Genomic DNA, 17534 nt, shown 5'->3' with positions numbered 1-17534 from the left:
GACTTCCTCGATACCGCCATTCTCAGGCCGGACCTTGCAAACAAAAAGTGGCCTGAAGGCCTATCTGCGATAAAATCGGGCCATGCCTATTCTCTCTTCCACTCCCCTGACCATTGCCGTGATTGCCTTCGACGGCATGACGCCTTTTCACCTGTCCGTGCCTTGCCTCGTGTTTGGCGCCCAGACGGACGAGGCCGACCTGCCGCCTTTCCACGTGCGCGTGTGCGCCGCCGATCCCGTGCCCTTGCGCACGGCGGCCGGCTTCGGCATCACGCCCGAGTTCGGCCTGGAAGGGCTGGATGGGGCCGATATCGTCATCATGCCGGCCTGGCACGACGATTGCCGCGATGCGCCGCCACCCCTGGTCGCGGCGTTGCAGGCGGCCAGCCGGCGCGGCGCGCGCATGGTGGGGCTGTGCCTGGGCGCGTTTCCCCTGGCGCAGGCGGGCTTGTTGGATGGCAAGAGCGCCGCCACGCACTGGGGCATGGCGGAGCGGCTGGCGGCCCGCTATCCCAGGGTCAGGGTGGATCGGGAAGTGCTGTACGTGGACGATGGCGGCGTGCTGACGTCGGCCGGCGTGGCGGCCGGCCTCGATTGCTGCCTGTATCTGCTGCGCCAGCTGGCGGGCGCCGAGGTGGTCAACCGCGTGGCGCGCCGGCTGCTGGTGGCGCCGCACCGCCAGGGCGGGCAGGCGCAATTCATCGAGCGCCCGCTGCCCGTGTCCGGCAGCGAAGGGCGCTTCGCCGAGGTGCTGGCTTGCGTGACGGCCAATCTGGGCATACCCCACAGCATCGATGCGCTGGCCGAACGGGCCGCCATGAGCCGGCGCAACTTTACGCGCCATTTCCGCCAGGCGACGGGCACGTCGTTCAAGCAGTGGCTGCTGAACCAGCGTCTTGCGCATGCGCAAGGCTTGCTGGAAAAGAGCGGGGCCTCAATCGACGTCGTGGCGCAGGAGGCCGGCTTCGGCACGGCCCTGTCCCTGCGCCAGCATTTTCGCGCGAACCTGCAGACGTCGCCCTCGGCGTACCGCAAGCTGTTCCGCCAGCAGCTAGGCCAGCTCGCTTGACCAGAGCAGCGCCGGGTCCCGGCTGCCTTGGGGCAGCAGTGCGCTGACGGCGATTTGCCGCGCGATGAAGGCGGCCGGCTCGAAGGCATGGCGTTCCTGGAAGGAGACGGTTTCCGCGCTCATCAGTTCGGCATAGGTTTGCATCAGGGTCGCGGCGCAAACATGCTTGCCCTGCGCCAGGTAGGTATCGATGGCGGCCAGCAGCACGGGATAATCGGCATTGTCCTTGCTGCCGCCAAAGTTGAACGACAGCTGCCCGCAGGCGCGCCAGATGGGGTCTCGTTCATTCTGCGGCACCGGCTGCGTGCGCAGCCATTGCAAGGCTTTCAGTGGCGGGCCGCCAAAGGACGGTGGCGAAATGATGGCCTGGATCGCCACCTTGACGGCCTCATCGATTCTTCCCGCGCGCAGATACTGGCCGTGCAGCAGCGCCAGCGCATCCGTGTATTCGGGCAGGAGGGCCAGCGCCGCTTCCAGCAGAGCGATGGCCGCGTCCGGGTTGCGCTGGGCGATATGCTCCTTGGCCGCCAGGAAGGCGGCGCGCGGCGAAGCGGGGTCGTCGTCCAAGGTGGGCAGCGCCACGTAGCCTACTTCGTCTTCAGCATCGCTGGCTGCCGCGTGGGCGCGCAGGAAAGCGGCCAGGCTGGAAAAATTCGGCTGCAAGCGCCATTCGTCATGCCACGTTTCGACGACGATGGGTTCGGACGCTTCGCGGCCGATGGGCCAGTACAGGCCGAACGTGTCGCCATTGCCCAGCGCGCCTTCGGAAAACGGGGTGAAGCCGAGCGGTGGGTACGCTGTCGTGTGTTGCCAGTCTTGTTCCGCCGAGATGTGGGCGAGTTGTGCAGGTAGTAGCATGGAAGTGGCAGAGGAAAAAACGTCAGTGTAGAGCAAGCGGGCGCTACTGGCGCGCACCGTCGGAGCGTGTGGCGGCACGCCAGGCCTGGAGCATTGCCGTGCTGATAATCGCCATGCTGATAAAATAATTGCTTCTTCGCCCAGGCCGGCCCCCATGTCCAGCACCCCCCATCCTGCCATCGACCTCAGCTTTCGTAGCTACGCGGAAATCGGCGCGCCGAACCGGCATGACTTCGTGCAGCTGGTGCTGCCCCTGCACGGCCAGTTGCTGCTGGATATCGACGGCAAGCAGGGCAAGGTGGATGCGCAGCAGGGAGTGGTGATCCCGGCCAAGACCTGGCACGCGCAGCATAGCCGGGTGGCCAACCACTCGATCATTCTCGACGTGGATGCGGCGGCCGTGGAGCAGGGCAGCTGGGGCCGCCTGCTGGAGCGGCCGTATGCGGCGCTGGGGCCGGGTGCCCGCAAGCTGATCGAATACCTGGGCATCATGGCGGGGCAGCAGGCGCTGACGCCGGCCGTCATCCAGGGCTGGACACCGCTGCTGCTGGACACCTTGCTGCAGACCGCGCCGCAGGTCCGCTCGCGGCTGGCCGCGCTGCTGGCGCGCGTGCAGGCCGAGCCTGGCTTGCCCTGGTCGACGGCATCGATGGCGCGCTTTGCCAACCTCAGCGTCAGCCGCCTGCATGCACTGTTCCGCGAAGAAATGGATACCAGTCCGCATGCCTGGCTACAGCAGCAGCGGATAGGGCGGGCCTGCGACTTGCTCACCGCCAGCGACGCCAGCATTGCCGAGATCGCGCTGGCGGCCGGATTTTCCGAGCAGAGCGCGCTGACGCGGGCCATGCGCGACAGCATCGACGCCACGCCAGCCGCTTACCGGCGCCAACGTCGCGAGAACCGGTCAAAAACGCAGTAGATGGCGCCAAGAACGGGCGCGCCGCAGCGGCCACAATCTCCTTTTCGGGAGATTGAATATGTTGCAAAAGAATAAGACACGCCTGGGCATGCTGGCCGGTATCGCTGCGGGCGCGCTGTGGGGCCTGGTGTTCCTGGCGCCGGCGCTGCTGCCCGCGTTCCAGCCGCTGGAATTGTCGGTGGGTCGCTACCTGGCCTACGGCCTGATCGCGGCCGTTCTGGTCGCGCCGTCGTGGCGGCGCCTGCTGCGCAGCCTGGGCTGGCGCGAATGGCGGGGCTTGATCTGGCTCAGCCTGACCGGCAACATCATCTATTACGTGCTGCTGGCCAGCGCCGTGCAGATGGGCGGGGTGGCCATGACGTCGATGGTGATCGGCCTGCTGCCGCTGGTCGTCACCGTGGTTGGCAGCCGCGACCACGATGCCGTGCCGCTGCGCAAGCTGCTCCCTTCGTTGCTGCTCAGCGGTGCCGGCTTGTTGTGCATCAGCTGGCAGTCGCTCGCGCATCCCGGCCATGCATCGCTGCTGGGACTGTTGTGCGCGCTGGCGGCGCTGCTGTCGTGGACGGTGTATGCCGTCGGCAACAGCCGCTGGCTGGGGCGCTTGCGCGCGGTGTCGGCGCAGGAGTGGAATCTGTTGACGGGCGTGGTGACGGGCGCCGCCGCATTGCTGCTGGCGATTCCCGTCGCGCTTGCGGCACCGGCCGCGCATGGCGGCACGGCATGGCTGCAGTTCGCCGGCCTCGTCACGGGTGTGGCGCTGCTGTGTTCAGTCGTCGGCAACGGCTTGTGGAATTACGCCAGCCGCGTGCTGCCGCTGACCTTGATGGGGCAGATGATCGTCTTTGAATTCCTGTTTGCCCTGTTGTACGGCTATGCGTGGGAGCGGCGCTGGCCCACCGCGGCGGAATCTGCGGCGACGGCGCTGCTGCTGGCGGGTGTGCTGGCTTGCGCGGTGGCGCACCGGCCGCAGCGGGCGGCCAGCGCGGCGACGGCCCGGGCGGCATAAGGCGCGGCGCGGGCCAGGCCCTTCAGTCGCGTTCCGGCACCGGCACGTTGAAGCCGTTCAAGGTGGTCGATACCAGTGCGTACAGGCCCACGAGGTAGATCAGCTCGTTGATGCCATGCTGGCCGAAGGTAGCCAGCGCCAGGCGGTACAGCGGCTCCGGCAGCGTGCCGCCACGGCTGAGCGCGTAGGCCAGGTCGTAGGCCACGCTTTCCTGCTTGTCCAGGTCGAGCGGCTTGACGTCCGCTACCAGCGTGGCGAGGCGCTCGGCAGGCATGCCTTCGCGCTCCGCGACGGCGATGTGGGCGTAGATTTCATAGGCGGCGTTGTAGCGCGCGCCGACCACCAGGATGGCAATCTGGCGCACCTTGTCGGGTAGCGTGGCGTTGGCCGTCATGGCCAGGGTCAGGTTCCAGATCGCCTTGCCGATGGCCGGTTCGTGCAGCCACGGATTCCACGGCCCCATCAGGGCACCATCTTCGCGCACGGCGATGAAATCGTTGAAATTGCTGGTGATGCCTTTGCGCATATCGTCGTACAGCGGCTGTTGTTCTTGTGTCAGGTCTTTCGGAGCGATCAGGGGCAGGCGCATGGAAACTCCTTGCAGGGTAGGTGGGCGGTGGGCGGCGGGAGCCAGCAGCCAGTATAGCCATCTGGCTGGCGGCTGCCTTACGCTGTCGCACACGTGCGCGGCCTGCGCCTACCTGCGTGGCTCGTGGATGCGGAATTTCTTCACGATGCCGGCTTGGTCGAACATGACGGCCACTTCGCGCGTGCCTTTTTCGCCCAGCAGGGGGATCAGCCGCGTCACGCTGGGCGTCTTCAGCTGGTTCTTGTAGACCCAGACTTCATAGCCGGGATCGAAGCTGACGACGGTGGCGTTGCCCAGGGCCGCGTCGAGGTCGAGGCGGGTGGTCTTGCCGACCTTGATGTTTTGATAGATGGCGCCATTGTCCGGCGCGCGGTTGACCTTGTATTCACTGGCGGTGCACATGGCCACGGCCAGGCCCGCGAGGCAGGAAGCTGCCAGTTTTATCAATGTGTTCATATGGACTCCCAGTGTGCATCACTGCTTCCAATCTCAGAGGGGACGGGCGTGATGTCAGGAGGGAGTGTGCTTGTGTCGCCGCGAATGTGCTACAAGATTATACAAAGGTGCAAAATTTGATGCTGTCGGTACCGGCAGGCGGTACCTTCAGCGATTTTGCAGCACGTCGGTCGACAGCGCCAGGGTTTCCTTGATTTCTTCCATCACCACATAGCTCTTCGATTGCGCGGCGCCCGGCAACTGCAGCAGCATGTCGCCCAGCAACTTGCGGTACTCGGCCATTTCATGGATGCGCGCCTTGATCAGGTAATCGAAGTCGCCCGACACCAGGTGGCATTCCTGCACTTCGGGAATCTGCAGCACTTCGCGGCGGAATTGCTCGAAGGCGGACGCGGATTTTTGATTCAGCGTAATCTCTACAAAGACGAGCAGCTTGGCGCCCAGCGCGGCCGGGTTCACCTTGGCGTGGTAGCCCGTGATGACGCCGTCGCGCTCCATGCGCTTGACCCGCTCGATGCAGGGCGTGATGGACAATCCCACCTGTTCGCCCAGGTCTTTCATCGAGATGCGGCCATCCTGTTGCAGGATGCGCAGGATGTGGCGATCCAGCTTGTCGAGGCCACGTGCCGATTCTTTAAGGATTCTCATGATTTATTGCTGAATATCTCGATTTATACGTGAACAAATACTGGCTCTTTCCCAATATGATAGCGGTTAATCTGGCGTCAGCCTAAAAAAATATAATGAGGAAACTATGCGTATTGTGATTCTGGGTAGCGGCGTCATCGGCGTCACCAGTGCTTACTATCTGGCCAAGGCAGGACATGAGGTGACCGTCATCGACCGCCAGCCGGGCCCGGCACTGGAAACCAGCTTCGCGAATGCGGGGCAAATCTCGCCCGGCTACGCTTCGCCATGGGCTGCGCCCGGCATTCCCCTGAAGGCCGTGAAGTGGATGATGCAGCGCCACGCGCCCCTGGCCATCTCGCTCGACGGCAGCGCCGCCCAGCTGAAATGGATGTGGCAGATGTTGCGTAATTGCACACCGGAAGCGTATGCCGTGAACAAGGAACGCATGGTGCGCCTGGCTGAATACAGCCGCGACTGCTTCAAGGTGCTGCGCGCCGAGGCCGGCATCACGTATGAAGGCCGCCAGCAAGGCACGATGCAATTGTTCCGCACCGAAAAACAATACAACGACGCCGCCAAGGATATCGAAGTATTGAAAGACGCGGGCGTGCCGTATGAAGTGCTGCAGCGCAACGAACTGTCGCGCGCCGAGCCGGCCCTGGAAGCGGTCAAGGATAAACTGTTCGGCGGCTTGCGCCTGCCCAACGATGAAACGGGCGATTGCCAGCTGTTTACCACGCGCCTGTCCGAGATGGCCGAGGCGCTGGGCGTGAAGTTCCGTTATGGCGTGTCCATCGATGCCTTGCTGACCCAGGGCGACGAAATTGCTGGCGTGCAATGTGGCGCGGAAATCGTCAAAGCCGATTCCTACGTGGTTGCCCTGGGTTCCTACTCGACGGGCTTCATGAAGCCGCTGCTGGACATTCCCGTGTATCCATTGAAGGGCTATTCGATCACCGTGCCTATCGTCAACGTGGCCAAGGCGCCCGTGTCGACCATTCTCGATGAAACCTACAAGATCGCCGTCACGCGTTTCGACGACCGCATCCGCGTGGGCGGCATGGCGGAAATCGCCGGCTACAACCTGAACCTGAACCCGCGCCGCCGCGAAACGCTGGAAATGGTCGTCAACGACCTTTTCCCCGGCGGCGGCAACACGGCCGAGGCTACCTTCTGGACGGGCTTGCGCCCAATGACGCCGGACGGCACGCCGATCGTCGGCCGCACGCCACTGCGCAATCTGTTCCTGAACACGGGCCACGGCACCCTGGGCTGGACCATGTCCTGCGGTTCCGCGCAATTGCTGGCCGACCTGATGTCGTCGAAAAAGCCGGCCATCCTGGCCGACGACCTGTCCGTCAGCCGCTACAGCGGCGCGCAGGGCAATGGCAAACTGCAACACGCGGTGGCCTGAGATGGGGGCCAGCATGCCTCCCAAGGAACGTAGCGGCGCCATCCTGACGGTGGACCTCGATGCCGTGCGCGCCAACTACCGCTTGCTGCGCGACAAGGCTCACCCGGCCGCCTGTTCGGCCGTCGTCAAATCCGACGCGTATGGCCTGGGCGCCGCGCAAGTGGGCGCGGCCCTGTATGAAGAAGGCTGCCGCCACTTTTTCGTGGCCCACCTGGAAGAGGGCATTAGCCTGCGCCCGCACGTGGCGCCGGACGCGTCCATCTTCGTGCTGCACGGCCCGCCCGTCGGCACGGAAGGCGAATTCACGGCCCATGGCTTGACGCCCGTGCTCAACAGCGAGCCGCAGGTGGCGGGCTGGCGCGCGCATGCAAAAGCGCTGGGCAGCACCCTGGACGCCATCGTGCAGGTGGATACGGGCATGTCGCGCATGGGCTTGTCGCCGCAGGAAATCGACGCCTGGCTGCTGGACCCGCACTTTCTTGACGGCATCAAGGTGCGTTACCTGATGAGCCACCTGGCCTGCGCCGACGAGCGGAGCAACCCCATGAATGGCGAGCAGCTGGCCCGTTTCATCGCCATCCGCGCCCGTTTGCCGCAGTACCGCGCCAGCCTGGCCAATTCATCGGGCATCTTTTTGTCGCCCGATTATCACTTCGACCTGGTGCGCCCGGGCGCGGCCCTGTACGGCATCGGACCGCAGGGCGGCGAACCGAACCCCCTGCGCTCGGTCGTGCGCCTGCAAGGCAAGGTCTTGCAGACGCGCACGATTGCCGCCGGCGACCACGTGGGCTACAGCCGCCGCTACACGGCCAGCGAGCCGCGCCAGGTGGCGACGGTGTCCGTCGGCTACGCCGATGGCTGGCTGCGCAGCATGAGCAACCAGGGCCTGGCCATCGTCGACGGCGTGAAGGTGCCGCAGATCGGCGCCATCTCGATGGATTCCATCACCCTCGACGTGAGCGCCATCGCCGGCGACCGCGTCGCGCCGGGCAGCCTGGTCGACCTGATCTGCGCCGAACACCCGGTCGACGCCGTGGCGGCCATGGCCAATACCATCGGCTACGAGGTGCTGACCAACCTGGGCGGGCGCTATTACCGCGAGTACCAGGGCTTGGCTGGCGGCGCACGCTAAGCAGCGCAAACCCCATGATTGTGTGGCAAGATAGTCCTGCAGTGAAGTTCACTCCAGGGCTATTTTTTCACCATCATCGGGGATATATATGAGTCAATATAACGTTGCTATCATCGTCGGCAGCCTGCGCAAGGATTCCTTCAACCGCAAGCTGGCCGACGCCATCATCAAGCTGGCGCCGCCCGAGTTTTCCTTCAAGCACATCGAAATCGGCGACTTGCCGCTGTACGACCAGGATGACGATGGCGCGCAGTCCGAGCAAGTGCTGCGCCTGAAATCGGAAATTTCCGCATCGCAAGCCTTGCTGTTTCTCACCCCCGAATACAACCGCTCGATTCCCGGCGTGCTGAAAAACGCCCTCGACCAGGGCTCGCGCCCGTACGGCCAGAGCGTGTGGGGCGGCAAGCCGGGCGCCGTGCTCGGCGTTTCCGTCGGCGCCACGGGCACGGCCCTGGCGCAGCAGCATTTGCGCAATGTGCTCGCCTACCTGGACGTGCCGCTGCTGGGGCAGCCAGAAATGTTTATCCAGGCCAAGGAAGGCCTGTTCGACGAGCATGGCGGCATCGGCCCGGCCAGCCTCGGTTTCTTCCAGGGCTGGATGCAGCGCTACGTAGACTGGGTCCGCAAACACGCCATCCACGCTTGATGCATGTCAAGGCGGCAACGCTCGGCGTTGCCGCTTGTACACATTCTTTGACCATTGATGCCAAGATTTCAATATTGGCACGGGTGTCTCGGTATAATGCGCCCTTTCTTTAGCGCAATACTTCTTCTTGTCGACCCCATGTGGACCAAACCTGTTCTGCGCATGAATTTGCGCCGCTTGATCGTGCTCGTGGCCTTTACCAGCGCCCTGGTGTCCCTGGCCAATACCTTCTACGCCAGCTACAGCGTGCAGCGCCAGCTGCTGATCGATACCACCCTGGAAGCGAACCACGCGTATGCGAGCAAGCTGGCCAGCACGGCCGAGGACTTCCTGCAATCGGCGCGCCAGCAACTGGCCTACAGCGCGGGCGGCCTGCCTTCGCGCATGGGCGACGAGCAATGGCTGACGGACGAGGCGCAACGCCTGCGCCTGCAAACGAACAGTTTCAATTCCGTGCTCATCGTCGATGCCCAGGGCAAGGTGCTGGGCGTGTCGCCGGAAACCCTGGCCCTGAAAAACCGCACGCTCGATTCTGTCGGCGCCATCCAGGCCCTGCGCGAGCGGCGCCCGCTGGTGACGCAGCCGTATGTGTCGTCGGCCGGCAACCTGGTCGTGTTCATTTCGCATCCCATCCTGGGCAAGGATGGCCGCTACCTGGGCTACGTGGGCGGCAGCATTTACCTGAAACAGAAAAACATCCTGTACACCATGCTGGGCCAGCATTACTACCGCGACGGCTCCTACCTGTACGTGGTCGACCAGAACCGGCGCCTGCTGTACCACCCGGACCCCGACCGCCTGGGCGACGTGGCCGGCAGCAATGACGTCATCGACGCCATCATCGCCCAGCAGGGCGGCGGCAACCGGCGCATGAACAACAGCCTGGGCGTGGATATGCTGGCCGGCTACGCCATCATGCCGTCGACGGGCTGGGGCATCGTGGCGCAGCGCCCGACGGCCATGACCCTGGCCCCGCTGAACCAGCTGATGGCCAACACGGTATGGCATTCCCTGCCGATCGCCTTGCTGAGCCTGCCATTCATCTGGTGGCTGGCCAGCCTGATTTCGCGCCCCCTGGTGCAGCTGGCCGAAGGCGCGCGGCGCATGGATGCGCCCGGAACGGCCGAGCACATCGCCGCCATCCGCTCGTGGTATGTGGAGGCGGCGCAAATCAAGAAAGCCCTGCTGAAAGGCTTGGCATTGTTGCAGAACAAGATCGGCAAGTTGAAGACCGACGTGCAGACGGACCCGCTGACGGGCCTGTCGAACCGGCGCGGCATGGCGGCGGCGCTGGAAGCGTGGCAGGCGCAGGCGCGGCCGTTTTCCGTCATCGCCATCGACATCGACCATTTCAAGCAAGTCAACGACCGCTGGGGCCATGCCGTGGGCGACGAAGTCATCCTGCGCCTGGCGCAGCTGATGCGCGCCTGTTCGCGCGATGCCGACGTGCTGTGCCGCAATGGCGGCGATGAATTCATCATGCTGCTGCCCGATGCCGACCTCGACGTGGCCATGCAGGTGGCCGAGCGCTTGCGCGCCAAGGTGGCCGCCGCCGTGATTCCCGGCGCGGGCCTGGTCACGATATCGCTGGGCGTCGTGTCGTCGGAACAGGAAGCGGGCAGCACGGACGCCGTGCTGCGCGCCGCCGATGCGGCCCTGTACGTGGCCAAGGAAAACGGCCGCAATTGCGTGGGCATCACGGAGCCCGCCTGACGCGGTTTTCCGTTGGACCGGCTTGACCTTGTCATTCGGCAAACGTCAAACTGATCCTATGTTTTCTCCCGTTTCTGAGTCTGTTATGTTTTACCCGGAAAGCCTAGAGTGGAGGCCTGGGTAAAACAGACGTCACACGTCGGGAAGGCAACACATGTTAGGGCTTACGGCACTGGAACTGGCGCGCGTCCAGTTCGGCTTCACCATCTCGTTCCACATCATTTTTCCTGCAATCACGATCGGCCTGGCCAGTTACCTGACGGTGCTGGAAGCGGCGTGGCTGCGCACGCAGGACGGCGTGTACCGCGACCTGTACCATTTCTGGTCGAAGATCTTCGCCGTCAATTTCGGCATGGGCGTCGTTTCCGGCCTCGTCATGGCTTACCAGTTCGGCACCAACTGGAGTTTCTTTTCCGATTACGCGGGCAGCATCACGGGGCCGCTGCTGGCCTATGAAGTGCTGACGGCCTTCTTCCTGGAAGCGGGCTTCCTCGGCGTGATGCTGTTCGGCTGGCACCGCGTGGGGCCCGGCCTGCACATGTTCGCCACGGCCATGGTGGCGCTGGGCACCCTGATTTCGGCCACGTGGATCATCGCCTCGAACAGCTGGATGCAGACGCCGCAGGGCCATGAAATCATCGACGGGCGCGTCGTGCCCGTGGACTGGCTGGCTGTCATCTTCAATCCCTCGTTCCCGTACCGGCTGCTGCACATGAGCGTGGCCGCCTTCCTCGCCACGGCCTTGCTGGTGGTGGCGTCGGCCGCCTGGCATTTGCTGCGAGGCAACGACAATGCGGCCATCCGCAAGATGATGACCATGGGCTTGTCCATGCTGCTGGTCGTCGCGCCCATCCAGGCCGTCATCGGCGACTTGCACGGCTTGAATACCCTCGAGCACCAGCCGGCCAAGCTGGCCGCCATGGAAGGCCACTGGGAAAACACGGGCAACGAAGGCACGCCGCTGATCCTGTTCGGCTGGCCCGACATGGCGCGCGAAGAAACCCTGTACAAGGTGGAAATTCCCCGCTTGGGCGGCCTGATCCTCGCGCACGACTGGAATGGCACGATTCCCGCCCTGAAGGAATTTGCGCCGCGTGACCGGCCCCCTTCCGCCGTCGTATTCTGGTCGTTCCGCCTGATGGCGGGGCTGGGCATGCTGATGATCGCGCTGGGCATCTGGAGCGCATGGTTGCGCTGGCGCAATACCTTGTGGCGCTCGCGCCTGTTCCTGCGCTGCGCCCTGTGGATGGGACCGAGCGGACTGGTGGCCATGCTGGCCGGCTGGTACACGACGGAAATCGGCCGCCAGCCGTGGACCGTGTACGGCTTGCTGCGCACGGAGGATGCCGTCTCGGCCCACGGCGCCACGCAGCTGGGCATCACCTTGCTGTTGTTCATCGTCATCTATTTTGCCGTGTTCGGCACGGGCATCGGCTACCTGCTGCGCCTGATCCGGGTGGGGCCGCAGCCGCACGAGGGGGAGAGCGTCGAGCATGGCGGCCCCGGCCAGGAACGCACGCCTGCACGGCCGATGTCGGCCGCGCATCTGGAAGAGCAAGCGCAAGGAGGACATTCGCATGGGCATTGATCTGCCGCTACTGTGGGCCATTATTATCCTGTTCAGCATCATGATGTACGTGGTGATGGATGGCTTCGACCTGGGCATCGGCATCCTGTATCCGTTTTTCCAGGACAAGAGCGAGCGCGACGTGATGATGAATACGGTGGCGCCCGTCTGGGATGGCAATGAAACCTGGCTGGTGCTGGGCGGCGCCGGCATGCTGGCGGCCTTTCCGCTCGCGTATTCCGTCGTGCTCAGCGCCTGCTATCTGCCGCTCAGCTTCATGCTGATGGGCCTGATCTTCCGCGGCGTGGCCTTCGAATTCCGCTTCAAGGCGCGCGAGCACGAGCGCCACGTGTGGGACAAGGCCTTCATCGCCGGCTCGGTGGCGGCCGCCTTCTTCCAGGGCGTGACCCTGGGCGCCTACATCCAGGGCATGCCGGTGGTCAACCGCAGCTATGCGGGCGGCGCGCTGGACTGGCTCACGCCGTTTTCCCTGTTCACGGGCGCCGGGCTGGTGGCGGCGTATGCCTTGCTGGGCAGCACCTGGCTGATCATGAAGACGCAGGGCGGCCTGCAGGCGCGCGCCGTGCGTCTGACGCGCGTGCTCGTGTGGCTGCTGCTGGGCGTGATCGCCGTCATCAGCGTCTGGACGCCGCTGGTCGACCCGGCCATCGCCGCGCGCTGGTTTGCGCTGCCGCAATTGTTCTGGTTTTTGCCTGTGCCGCTGCTGGTGCTGGGCGCGGGCTGGCTGCTGCTGCGCTCCCTGCGGCAGGGGCGGCAGGCGGCGCCGTTCCTGTGCACGCTGGCGCTCGTCTTTCTCGGCTATACGGGCCTGGGCATCAGCGTGTGGCCGCACATCATCCCGCCATCGGTCTCGATCTGGGAAGCGTCGTCGCCGCCGCAAAGCCAGGGCTTTACGCTGGTGGGCGCACTGTTCATCATTCCCGTGATCCTGATGTATACGGTGTGGTCATATTATGTGTTTCGTGGCAAAGTCCTGCCGGAAGATGGGTATCACTGATGCAAGGACAAGGACAACAGACATGGTGGAAACGACTGGCCTGGATGGCCGGCCTCTGGCTGGCCAGCGTGGCGACCCTGGGCTTGGCGGCCTGGGCGATGCGCCTGTTGATGCGGGCAGCGGGGATGGGCAGCTGATGGCGGACGGGCAAGCATCCGGCATCCGCTGCGAGGTCGGCGGCCGGCGCCATCCGCTGGCCTTCCTCGGCTGCCGCGGACTCAATTACGGCCAGCACAGCGCGCTGCCGCTGCATCCGTTCCGCCTGAGCGTGCCGGAAACGGCGCTGGCGGGCTTGCTCGACGAGCCGTTCAACAGTTTTCTCCAGACTTGCCGCGAAGACGATTTGCAGTACGAGGAAAGCGACTTGCCCGAGCTGATGCATGCCGGCTATCCCGACATCACGGCCATGCTGGCGGGCCACCGGCCGCTGCTGGCCGGGATGCTGCTCGACTTCATGATCGGCGATGTGATGGACGCGATCGGGCGCGCCAGCGGCTACCGGCCCCTGCACGCACGCTACTGGGGCGATGTCGAGGCGGCGGACGGCCGCGCGTACTTCACCGTGAATCAAGTGCAGACCGTGTCGTTTGCCGATGGCCAGGTCATCTTCGAAGGGCAGGGCTACTACGGCGTGTACGTGATCTGGCTGACGCATGGCCGGCGAGCGTGAATAGGGACTTGACCTTCCTCATGTGGGAAGGTTTATAGTGGTGTCATGAACCGTGCCTTTTCCCGCTTTCTCGCCCACTCGCTGCTCTGGCTGCTGGCCGTCACGCTGCCCATGCAGGGCTTTGCGTCGGCCATGCGCAGCTGCTGCGTGGACGAGCTGGCGGCGGTGGTCACGGTCGCCGTCGAGGCAATGTCTACGCCCCAGTGCCACAGTATGGCCGACATGGCCGACATGCGGATGGCGGACCAGCCGATGAAAATGGCCATGGACGATGGCGGCGCCATGCACCATGGCCACGATTGCAGCAACCATGGCGCTTGCACCGTGGGCGCCGCGGCGCCGCCCGGCATGCCGCCCCTGCATGCCTTGACCCTGCGCGCGTCGCCCCCGGCGCTGGCGCCCGATTCCCTGTTCGCCGGGCATATCCCGTCCGGTCCCGAACGTCCTCCGAGAAGCACGCGCTCCGCCTGACCGCCCGTTGAACCTGGCGGTGCCGCCGTCGCACGTCCCTGCAGCTTGTATCGTGCACCGTGCTCCGGCCGCGCCAGCGTTCCAGTCGCGCGCCCGCCGCGCCATACCCTGCTCTTCAAGGAATACCATGAAATACCTGTTCAGCTTTGCGCTGGCTGTGCTGCCGCTGGCCGCCGCAGCGCAGTCCCAGCCCGCCCCGCAAGAGGCGCAAGCCTCCGTGCCGGCCACCACTTACCGCTCCGCCTTCGCCGGCTACCGTCCCGCCGCCGAGGATGACGCCACGCCCGACCAGGCCTGGCGCGCCGTCAACGACAAGGTCGGCAAGGCTGGCGGCCACATGGGCATGATGAAGATGGGCGGCCACAAGATGGAAGGCCATGCCATGAAGGGCCACACGATGCCGATGGATAAGCCCAGCCCCAGGCCCGATGCCCAGCCGGCCCCGCAACATCAGCACGAAGGACACTGACATGCCACGTTTCACCAAATCAACTTGCCTCACGCCGCTGGCGCTGGCGGCCGTCCTGCTGCTCAGCGGCTGCGCCAGCTTCAGCGCCGATGGCGGCATGCAGGCCGTGTCCGCGCTGGCCGACGCCCGCACGGGTGCGCCCGAGGCGCTGGCCGACAAGGGCGGCGAGGAAAAACTGGCGGCCTTGCTGGCCCAGCCCCTGGACGCGGACGGCGCCGTGCGCATCGCCTTGATGAACAACCACGGCATGAAAGTGGCGCTGGCCGAACTGGGCGCGTCCGAGGCGGACCTGGTGCAGACGGGGCGCTTGCGCAATCCCGGCCTGTCGTTCGGCCGTTCGCATGGCAGTCACGGCAATGAAATCGACCGCGGCGTCAGCTTCGACCTGGCCGGCTTGCTGACCATGCCGATGCGCGTGAACATCGAACGGGGCCGTTTCGAGCAAGCCAAGCTGCAAGCGGCCGGCAGCGCCGTGCAACTGGCGTCGGATACGCGCCGCGCCTACTTCAACGCCGTGGCTGCCGTGCAGACGGAACAGTTCATGCAGCGGGCGCTGCTGTCGGCCGAGGCGGGCGCCGAACTGGCCACGCGCTTGCAGCAGGCGGGCAACTGGAGCCGCCTCGACCAGGCGCGCCAGCAAGTGTTTTACGCGGACGCCGTCGGCGACCTGGCCCGCGCGCGCCACCAGGCCACGGCCACGCGCGAGCATCTGACGCGCTTGCTGGGCCTGTGGGGCAAGCAGACGACGTTCACCTTGCCGTCGCGCTTGCCCGATTTGCCGGCCAAGCCAGCCGAGGCGGGCAATATCGAGGCGCAAGCCATGGAGCAGCGCCTCGACGTGCAGATGAGTAAACTCGACGCGCATGCGACGGCCAGCGCGCTGGGCCTGTCCAAGGTGACGGGTTTCATCAACGTGCTCGACGTGGGCTATACCAACAAGAGCACGAGCGAGGCGCCCCGTGAAAACGGCTACGAAGTGTCGCTGGAACTGCCCCTGTTCGACTGGGGCTCGGCGCGCAATGCGAAGGCGCAAGCCTTGTATGAGCAGTCGCTGCAGCGCACGGCGGGCACGGCTGTCAAGGCCCGCTCGGAAGTGCGCGAGGCGTATTCCAGCTACCGCACGGCCTACGACCTGGCGCGCCACTACCGCGATGAAGTCGTGCCGCTGCGCAAGACGATTTCGCATGAAGTATTGCTGCGCTACAACGGCATGCTGGCCAGCGTCTTCGAACTGCTGGCCGATGCGCGCGAGCAAGTTGCCAGCGTCAACGGCGCCATCGACACCCAGCGCGATTTCTGGATTGCGCAAACTGAACTGCAAGGCGCCATCAATGGCAGCGGCCCTGCCAACAAGGAATAATGATGATTACACGTAGAAACTTTTTCATGAATGCGGGCGCGGTCGCCCTGAGTGCGGCAGCGGTGAGCCGCGTGGGCGCGGCATCGCTGCCGGAAGCCGTCAGCATGGCCGGCGCGGAGACGAAGGCGCCGCCACCGCCGCCGAACGGACGGCCGTACAACCCCGTCGTCACCCTGAATGGCTGGTCCTTGCCTTGGCGCATGAATAACAACGTCAAGGAATTCCACCTCGTGGCCGAACCCGTCGTGCGCGAACTGGCGCCCGGCATGATGGCCAATCTGTGGGGCTACAACGGCCAGTCGCCCGGTCCCACCATCGAAGTGGTGGAGGGCGACCGCGTGCGCATTTTCGTCACCAACAAGTTGCCGGAACACACGAGCGTGCACTGGCATGGCCAGCGCTTGCCCAACGGCATGGACGGTGTCACGGGCCTGACCCAGCCGGGCATTCCTCCCGGCAAGACCTTCGTCTATGAATTCGTCGCGAAGCGGCCCGGCACCTTCATGTACCACCCGCACGCGGATGAAATGACGCAGATGGCCATGGGCATGATGGGTTTCTGGGTGACGCACCCGAAAGACCCGAATTTCATGAAGGTGGACCGCGATTTCGTCTTCTTGCTGAGCAATTACGACATCGACCCCGGCAGCTACACGCCGAAGATCATGACCATGACGGATTTCAATCTGTTCACGTTCAATAGCCGCGTCTTCCCCGGCATCGACCCGATGGTCGTGCGCCAGGGCGACAAGGTGCGCGTGCGCGTGGGCAATCTGACCATGACGAACCACCCGATCCACATGCATGGCCATGAATTCGAGGTGACGGGCACGGATGGCGGCTGGACGCGCCCCGAATCGCGCTGGCCCGAAGTGACGACGGACGTGGCCGTGGGCCAGATGCGCGCCGTCGAGTTTACTGCCACGGACCTCGGCGACTGGGCTTTCCACTGCCACAAGTCGCACCACACGATGAATGCCATGGGGCACGACGTGCCCACCATGATCGGCGTCGACCACCAGGGCGTGGCCGCGAAGATCAATCAATTGGTGCCCGGCTACATGGTGATGGGCGAGCGGGGCATGGCCGACATGGGCGAGATGCAGATGCCGATTCCCGACAATACCTTGCCGATGATGGCGGGCGACGGCCCCTTCGGCGCCATCGGCATGGGCGGCATGTTTACCACGGTGAAAGTGCGCAAGGATCAAAAAACCGGCGACTACCGCGATCCGGGCTGGTACAAGCACCCGGCCGGCAGCGTGGCCTATGAATGGACGGGCGCCTTGCCGGAACCCGTGCGCGGCCAAGGCACGGGCAAGCTGCCGGCCAAGGGCAGCGTCGAGATGACGGTGCGCAAGCCGGCCAGCCATAGCGGACATTAATTGTCGGCATTTCCGAGATGACAGCGAACGGCTTGCCTAGCATGGCAAGCCGTTTTGCATGTTGCTATAAATCAAGGAATTGTTGTTTGGTGACAATCCGAGCATTTTTTTCCGTGTTTTTTCTTTATATTCAAGCCAGTACGCTCCAGTTGCATCGAGTAT

The 17534-nt window shown here is 64.7% G+C and carries 19 protein-coding genes; 15 read left to right on the top strand and 4 right to left on the bottom strand.

All coding sequences use genetic code 11. The annotated features are described in order from the left end of the window. The first annotated feature begins 106 nt into the window (after window positions 1–106). Complete coding sequence (locus VPH40_RS06685) at window positions 107–1069, top strand: GlxA family transcriptional regulator (RefSeq protein WP_442906635.1); 963 nt, start codon at window positions 107–109, stop codon at window positions 1067–1069. Here VPH40_RS06685 and VPH40_RS06680 read toward each other — a convergent pair. Beyond that, window positions 1052–1927 carry a tetratricopeptide repeat protein gene (locus tag VPH40_RS06680; protein WP_328573038.1) on the bottom strand — a complete coding sequence of 292 codons (876 nt, stop codon included), beginning with the start codon at window positions 1925–1927 and terminating at the stop codon, window positions 1052–1054. The genes VPH40_RS06685 and VPH40_RS06680 overlap by 18 nt on opposite strands. A gap of 154 nt (window positions 1928–2081) precedes the next feature. Between VPH40_RS06680 and VPH40_RS06675 the strand changes: the two genes are divergently transcribed. Together VPH40_RS06675 and VPH40_RS06670 are read left to right on the top strand one after the other, a co-directional pair. After that, window positions 2082–2846, top strand: a complete 765-nt coding sequence (locus VPH40_RS06675; protein ID WP_305052593.1) for an AraC family transcriptional regulator — start codon at window positions 2082–2084, stop codon at window positions 2844–2846. Between the two features lie 58 nt (window positions 2847–2904). Then, on the top strand, window positions 2905–3852 hold the full coding sequence (locus VPH40_RS06670; protein ID WP_328573037.1) for a DMT family transporter: 948 nt from the start codon (window positions 2905–2907) through the stop codon (window positions 3850–3852). 22 nt (window positions 3853–3874) lie between these two features. On the opposite strand, the gene VPH40_RS06665 is transcribed toward VPH40_RS06670, so the two are convergent. The 3 genes from VPH40_RS06665 to VPH40_RS06655 form a co-directional block, all read right to left on the bottom strand. Next, window positions 3875–4441, bottom strand: a complete 567-nt coding sequence (locus tag VPH40_RS06665; protein WP_289897335.1) for a carboxymuconolactone decarboxylase family protein — start codon at window positions 4439–4441, stop codon at window positions 3875–3877. A 108-nt stretch (window positions 4442–4549) separates the two neighbouring features. Beyond that, window positions 4550–4897 (bottom strand): hypothetical protein, encoded by a 348-nt coding sequence (locus VPH40_RS06660; RefSeq protein ID WP_099667338.1) that lies wholly within the window; start codon window positions 4895–4897, stop codon window positions 4550–4552. A 147-nt stretch (window positions 4898–5044) separates the two neighbouring features. Further along, complete coding sequence (locus VPH40_RS06655; protein WP_070222192.1) at window positions 5045–5545, bottom strand: Lrp/AsnC ligand binding domain-containing protein; 501 nt, start codon at window positions 5543–5545, stop codon at window positions 5045–5047. Window positions 5546–5651: 106 nt separating this feature from the next. Here VPH40_RS06655 and VPH40_RS06650 point away from each other — a divergent pair, with 106 nt between their 5' ends. From VPH40_RS06650 to VPH40_RS06600, 12 genes are all read left to right on the top strand, one after another. After that, on the top strand, window positions 5652–6941 hold the full coding sequence (locus VPH40_RS06650; RefSeq protein WP_328573036.1) for a D-amino acid dehydrogenase: 1290 nt from the start codon (window positions 5652–5654) through the stop codon (window positions 6939–6941). Window positions 6942–6954: 13 nt separating this feature from the next. Beyond that, window positions 6955–8073, top strand: coding sequence for an alanine racemase (gene alr / locus VPH40_RS06645; RefSeq protein WP_251348138.1), 1119 nt, complete (start codon window positions 6955–6957; stop codon window positions 8071–8073). A gap of 88 nt (window positions 8074–8161) precedes the next feature. Beyond that, window positions 8162–8719, top strand: coding sequence for an NADPH-dependent FMN reductase (locus VPH40_RS06640; protein ID WP_099667341.1), 558 nt, complete (start codon window positions 8162–8164; stop codon window positions 8717–8719). A 138-nt stretch (window positions 8720–8857) separates the two neighbouring features. Beyond that, window positions 8858–10432, top strand: coding sequence for a sensor domain-containing diguanylate cyclase (locus VPH40_RS06635; RefSeq protein WP_328573035.1), 1575 nt, complete (start codon window positions 8858–8860; stop codon window positions 10430–10432). 154 nt (window positions 10433–10586) lie between these two features. Beyond that, window positions 10587–12020, top strand: coding sequence for a cytochrome ubiquinol oxidase subunit I (locus VPH40_RS06630; RefSeq protein WP_328573034.1), 1434 nt, complete (start codon window positions 10587–10589; stop codon window positions 12018–12020). Continuing rightward, complete coding sequence (gene cydB / locus VPH40_RS06625) at window positions 12010–13017, top strand: cytochrome d ubiquinol oxidase subunit II (protein ID WP_328573033.1); 1008 nt, start codon at window positions 12010–12012, stop codon at window positions 13015–13017. The genes VPH40_RS06630 and cydB overlap by 11 nt, the downstream gene beginning before the upstream one ends. Continuing rightward, window positions 13017–13154 carry a DUF2474 domain-containing protein gene (locus tag VPH40_RS27915; protein ID WP_099667345.1) on the top strand — a complete coding sequence of 46 codons (138 nt, stop codon included), beginning with the start codon at window positions 13017–13019 and terminating at the stop codon, window positions 13152–13154. Before cydB ends, VPH40_RS27915 begins: the two co-directional genes overlap by 1 nt. Continuing rightward, window positions 13154–13687: a hypothetical protein gene (locus VPH40_RS06620; RefSeq protein WP_251348143.1), complete on the top strand. Its 534-nt coding sequence runs from the start codon at window positions 13154–13156 to the stop codon at window positions 13685–13687. The genes VPH40_RS27915 and VPH40_RS06620 overlap by 1 nt, the downstream gene beginning before the upstream one ends. 45 nt (window positions 13688–13732) lie before the next feature. Next, window positions 13733–14158, top strand: coding sequence for a hypothetical protein (locus VPH40_RS06615; RefSeq protein ID WP_328573031.1), 426 nt, complete (start codon window positions 13733–13735; stop codon window positions 14156–14158). Between the two features lie 127 nt (window positions 14159–14285). After that, the gene (locus VPH40_RS06610; RefSeq protein WP_328573030.1) at window positions 14286–14627 is read left to right on the top strand and encodes a hypothetical protein; all 342 of its coding nucleotides are present in this window, start codon (window positions 14286–14288) and stop codon (window positions 14625–14627) included. A 1-nt stretch (window position 14628) separates the two neighbouring features. Beyond that, complete coding sequence (locus tag VPH40_RS06605; RefSeq protein ID WP_328573029.1) at window positions 14629–15987, top strand: TolC family protein; 1359 nt, start codon at window positions 14629–14631, stop codon at window positions 15985–15987. A 2-nt stretch (window positions 15988–15989) separates the two neighbouring features. Further along, window positions 15990–17372: a multicopper oxidase family protein gene (locus VPH40_RS06600; protein WP_099667350.1), complete on the top strand. Its 1383-nt coding sequence runs from the start codon at window positions 15990–15992 to the stop codon at window positions 17370–17372. Window positions 17373–17534: the final 162 nt, after the last annotated feature.

The organism is Janthinobacterium sp. P210005 (assembly GCF_036231865.1).
Classification (GTDB): Bacteria; Pseudomonadota; Gammaproteobacteria; order Burkholderiales; family Burkholderiaceae_D; genus Janthinobacterium; species Janthinobacterium kumbetense.
The sequence above is the reverse complement of the archived record's forward strand: the minus strand, read 5'-3'. Positions and strand labels throughout refer to the sequence as shown.